The sequence below is a fragment of the Microbacterium sp. ISL-103 genome (genome assembly GCF_018613995.1).
In the GTDB taxonomy this organism is placed as follows: Bacteria; Actinomycetota; Actinomycetes; order Actinomycetales; family Microbacteriaceae; genus Microbacterium.
The window spans coordinates 1-5,035 of sequence record NZ_JAGGPD010000367.1 but is presented as its reverse complement, the minus strand read 5'-3'; the positions used below and the strand labels follow the sequence as shown (position 1 = coordinate 5,035).

The 5,035-nt window shown below is 70.7% G+C and carries 3 protein-coding genes; 2 read left to right on the top strand and 1 reads right to left on the bottom strand.

From position 1 onward, the window contains the following. A partial coding sequence (gene hrpA / locus J7E68_RS13465) for an ATP-dependent RNA helicase HrpA (RefSeq protein ID WP_215173379.1) occupies window positions 1–3,581 on the top strand: 3,581 nt, incomplete at its 5' end. A 9-nt stretch (window positions 3,582–3,590) separates the two neighbouring features. Next, a complete protein-coding gene (locus tag J7E68_RS13460; RefSeq protein WP_215173377.1) occupies window positions 3,591–4,535 on the top strand; it encodes an NADP-dependent oxidoreductase in 945 nt (314 codons plus the stop codon). Window positions 4,536–4,538: 3 nt separating this feature from the next. On the opposite strand, the gene J7E68_RS13455 is transcribed toward J7E68_RS13460, so the two are convergent. Continuing rightward, window positions 4,539–5,035, bottom strand: a 497-nt coding sequence (locus tag J7E68_RS13455; protein WP_215173375.1) for an alkylhydroperoxidase domain protein, incomplete at its 5' end; no start/stop codon positions are given.

Sequence of the window (5,035 nt, the reverse complement as noted above, 5' to 3'; positions counted from 1 at the left end):
CGCGCATCGCGCTCATGACCGACGGCATCCTGCTCAACGAGATCCATCGCGACCGACTGCTGCGCCGCTACGACACGATCATCATCGACGAGGCGCACGAGCGCTCTCTCAACGTCGACTTCCTGCTCGGCTACCTGGTGCGGATCCTTCCCGAGCGTCCCGACCTCAAGGTGATCATCACCTCGGCGACGATCGATCCCGAGAGCTTCGCCCGGCACTTCGCCACCGCGCAGGGCCAGCCCGCGCCGGTCATCGAGGTGTCGGGGCGCACCTTCCCCGTCGAGATCCGCTATCGGGCGCAGACGGAGGAGACCGAGGAGTCCGACGAGGTGACGGAGATCGTCGCCGCCCTGCGCGAACTCGACCGCGAGGACCCGGGCGACGTGCTGGTCTTCCTCCCCGGCGAAGCCGAGATCAGGGATGCGGCGGATGCCGTGCGCGGCGCGTATTCGAAGGACCGCTCCCCCACCGAGGTGCTGCCGCTGTATGGGCGGCTGTCGGCTGCGGAGCAGCATCGGGTGTTCGAGAAGAGCCGCGTGGCCGGGGTGCGCCGCCGCGTCGTGCTCGCCACGAACGTCGCCGAGACGAGCCTCACCGTGCCGGGCATCCGCTACGTGATCGACACCGGCACCGCGCGCATCTCGCGCTACAGCAACCGCTCGAAGGTGCAGCGGCTACCGATCGAGGCGATCTCGCAGGCCTCGGCGAACCAGCGTTCCGGCCGCGCCGGCCGCACCAGCGACGGCATCGCGATCCGCCTCTACAGCGAGGAGGACTTCGACAAGAGAGCGGAGTTCACCGAACCCGAGATCCTGCGGACGTCGCTCGCCTCGGTCATCCTGCAGATGCTGTCGCTCGGCTTCGGCGACATCACCGCGTTTCCCTTCCTCACCCCGCCCGACTCCCGGGGCGTCAAGGCGGCGGTCGACCTGCTCACCGAGCTCGGCGCCGTCACGGGCAGCGGCGACACACCGCGCCTCACCCGCATCGGCCGCGACATCTCGCGAATCCCCATCGACCCCCGTTTCGCCCGCATGCTGATCGAAGCAGGACGCCCCGGCGCAGCCGACGTCACACGCGACGTGCTCGCGATCGTCGCGGGGATGTCGATCCAGGATGTGCGCGAGCGCCCGTCTCAGGAGGCACCGCAGAGCGTGCGCGACGAGGCCGACCGCATGCACGCGCGCTTCGCCGACCCGACGAGCGACTTCCTGTCGATCCTGAACCTCTGGAACCACCTCAGAGAGCAGCAGCGCGAACTCGGCTCGAGCGCCTTCCGTCGCCTGTGCCGCTCGGAGCATCTCAACTACGTCAGGGTGCGCGAGTGGTTCGACGTGCACCGTCAGCTGCGGTCGCTGGTGAGAGAGAAGGACTCCTCGCGATCCGCGACCGCCGACCCCGATGCGATCCACCGCGCGCTGCTCGCGGGCCTCCTGTCGCAGATCGGCATCCTCGACGAGCGCAACACCGGCAAGGGCCTGGACCCCAAGAAGAAGCGGATGGCGGAGTACCGCGGCGCGCGTGGCATCCGCTTCTCGATCTTCCCCGGATCGGCACTGCGCAAGAAGGCTCCGCAGGCGGTCATGGCCGCCGAGATCGTCGAGACCTCGCGCACCTATGCCCGCACGGTCGCCGCGATCGATCCGGCATGGGCGGAAGCGCTCGCGGGTGACCTCGCCAAGCGCCAGGTCACCGAGCCGCACTGGTCGAAGGACGCCGGCGCCGCGGTCGCCTACGAGAAGGTGACGCTGTTCGGGGTCGAGATCATCCCCCGCCGCCGCGTGCAGTTCGCCCGCATCGACAGGGCGGCGTCCCGCGAGATGTTCGTGCGGCATGCCCTGGTCGAGGGCGAGTGGGACCCGACGCGCATCGACAAGCGGGTCAGCGCGTTCTGGCGAAGCAACGCCGAACTGCGCAAGCGCCTCGAGAAGCTCGAGGAACGCGAGCGGCGACGCGACATCCTCGCCGGCGACGAGGCCGTCTTCCGCTTCTACGACGAGCGGATCCCGACGGACGTCTTCGACGTGCGCTCGTTCGAGAAGTGGTGGCGAGAGGCGCTGGCGGCGACCCCGAAGCTGCTCGTGATGCGCGAGGCCGACCTGCTCGACGACGAGGGCAGAGCCGATCAGAGCGAGTTCCCCACGAGGTGGACGCAGGGCGACCAGGTGCTCGGCCTCGCCTACCGGTTCGAGCCGGGAGCCGCAGACGACGGCGTCAGCGTCGTGATCCCGCTGCCCCTTCTGGCGCAGATCGAGGACACGGGGTTCGACTGGCAGGTGCCGGGGCTGCGGGCCGAACTCGTCACGGGTCTGCTGCGCGCACTCCCCAAGGCGATCCGGCGTCATGTCGTGCCCGCTGCCGACTGGGCCGACAAGTTCGGCGCCGAACTCGCCGCAGACGGCCCGGAATCGCACGGCGGCCGCCCGAACCGCACGCTCAAGGAGGCGCTCGCGCGCCTCATCCAGCCGCTCGCGAATCAGCTCGTGTCGGCCGCCGACTTCGAGGACGATCGCGTGCCCGCGCACCTGCGCATGAACTTCCGCGCCGTCGACGAGCGGGGCCGCATCGCCGGATCTGACCGCGATCTGAGCGCGCTGCAGATGCAGCTGGCCGACCGCGCCCGCAGCAGTGTCGCCCGATCGATCGCCGCACCGCCGCGCCGCCCCGGCCCCGCGAACGGCCCGCAGCCCGCAGCGGGCCCCGCGTCGATCGAGAAGGACGGCCTCACCGGCTGGACCTTCGGAGATCTGCCCGACGTGCTCGACACCCGGGTCGCCGGAGGGGTGGTGCGCGGGTATCCGGCGGTCATCGATCAGGGCAAGACCGCCTCGGTGCGCGTGGAGGCCACAGCCGAGGCCGCCACCACCGCCACCCGCGCCGGCGTGCTGCGCCTCGTGCTGCTCGGCGTGCCCTCGCCGTCGTCGTACGTGCAGCAGCACCTCACCAGCCAGGAGAAGCTGGCGCTCGCGGCCTCGCCGTATCAGTCGGCTGCAGCGCTCATCGAGGACTGCAGGGCCGCGGTCGTGCAGAACGGGATCGACCGCATGGCACCCGGCGGCATCGTGCGCACCCAGGCCGAGTTCGAGCGGGTGCGCGACGCGGTCTCGGCCTCGCTCGTCGACCAGCTCTTCGCGTGCGTCTCTCTCGTCGCGCGCATCCTCACCAAGACCCGCGACGTCGAGCGCGGCATCAGGTCGCAGAACTCCCTGGCGCTGCTCGGTCCCCTGAACGACATTCGCACGCAGCTCGCAGGCCTGGTGCACCCCGGTTTCGTGTCGGCAGCCGGAGTCGACCGGCTCGCGCACTTCCCCCGGTACCTCGACGGGATGCTCGAACGGCTCAGGACGCTGGCGAACGAACCGGGCAAGGACCGCACCCGGATGAGCGAGTACGAGCGCATGGCGAAGGCGTTCGAGGATGCCGGAGGCAGCATCCCGCTCGCCTCGGGTGCGACCCCCGCACTCGTCGAGGCGCGCTGGCTGCTCGAGGAGTACCGCGTGAGCGTGTTCGCGCAGCGTCTCGGCACCGCACAGCCCGTCTCTGCGCAGCGGATCATGAAGGTGCTCGCCGCGCGGGGGTAGCCTGTGGGCATGGCTCGCGCGATCGTCTACACAGAGTTCGGTTCTCCTGATGTGCTGCACCTGATCGAGGTTCCCGACCCGATCGCGCTCAGCGGCGAGGCCGTGGTGCGCATCGACGCGGCAGGGGCCAATCCGATCGACGCCAAGCTGCGCAGCGCCAAGCGCCCCTCCCCTCCGATCACCGAGCCGCGCGCCGTCGGGTTCGACGGCGCCGGCGTGATCGACTCGCTCGGCGACGACGTCGACGGCTTCGCGGTGGGTGATCGGGTGGCGATCCGCGACACCGTGGGAACCTACTCGACCCTGTTGGCCGTGCCGATCGAGAAGCTCGTCGCGCTTCCCGATTCGGTGACCGCGGCGGAGGGCGCCGGCATCGGCATCCCCGCGGGCACCGCCTATCAGGCTCTGCGCTCGCTCGGCCTCTCGGGCGGCGATGTGCTGCTCGTGCACGGCGGCTCGGGCTCGGTCGGTCAGGCCGCCGTGCAGTTCGCCGTCGCCTGGGGGGCCACCGTCGTCGCGACGGCCAGCCCCGCACGCCACGACCAGCTGCGCGATCTCGGCGCCACCCCCGTCGCCTACGGTGACGGTCTGCTCGAGCGCGTGCGCGAGGCCGCACCCGATGGGGTGACCGTCGCCCTCGACTGCGCCGGCACCGATGAGGCCATCGAGGTGTCGCTCGAGCTCGTCGCCGACAGAGACCGCATCGCGACGATCGTCCGAGGACCGGATGCGGCGTCGTTCGGCATCCGTGCGTTCTCGGGCGGATCACCCGTGCCGCTCACCGAGCAGGAGCTCGCATGGCGGGCAGAGGCGCTCGGCGCGACAGTCGAGCTGCTGGCGTCGGGCGACTTCACGATCGAGCTCGGCCCCGAGCTGCCGCTCGCCGAAGCGGCGCAGGCCCATGAGCTCATGGAATCCGGCGCCGCCTCGGGCAAGATCATCCTGATCCCGTAGGCCTCACGGCTGGGCGGGCGCGACGGGCCTGCCGATCGACAGCATCAGGCGGTTGGCCCAGTTGAAGAACGCGGCACCGTGGATGACGTCGGCGATCTCGAGGTCGTCGAGTCCCGCCGCGCGCAGCTGCTCCACCTCGTCGGCGCCGAAGGCGTTGGGCGTGTCGGTCAGCGCGACGGAGGCTGCGACCACGGCGTTCCACCGGTCGCCGAGATCGGCGCCCACGCCCTCGTCGAGCAGCCGGTCGACGTCGTCGACCCGCTTGCTGTGGTGAGCCGCGAACCGCGAGTGCACCGATGCGCAGAAGACGCAGCCGTTGCGGCGCGAGGCCGCGGTGGCCGACAGCTCGCGGTCGGCCCGAGGGAGCCCCTCGGCCGTGTTGTAGAAGATGTCCTTGTCGACGAGCGTCCGCGCCCTGAGCACCTCGGGGTCGCGCGCGAGCAGACGGAAGTAGTCGTTCTTCGCGCGAGACGCATCGACGAGGCCGTCGTAGTGGCGCT

Excerpts from the sequence above, each read along its gene's own strand:
- J7E68_RS13460 (WP_215173377.1), top strand. The coding sequence starts at position 3,591 with ATGGCTCGCGCGATCGTCTACACAGAGTTCGGTTCTCCTGATGTGCTG.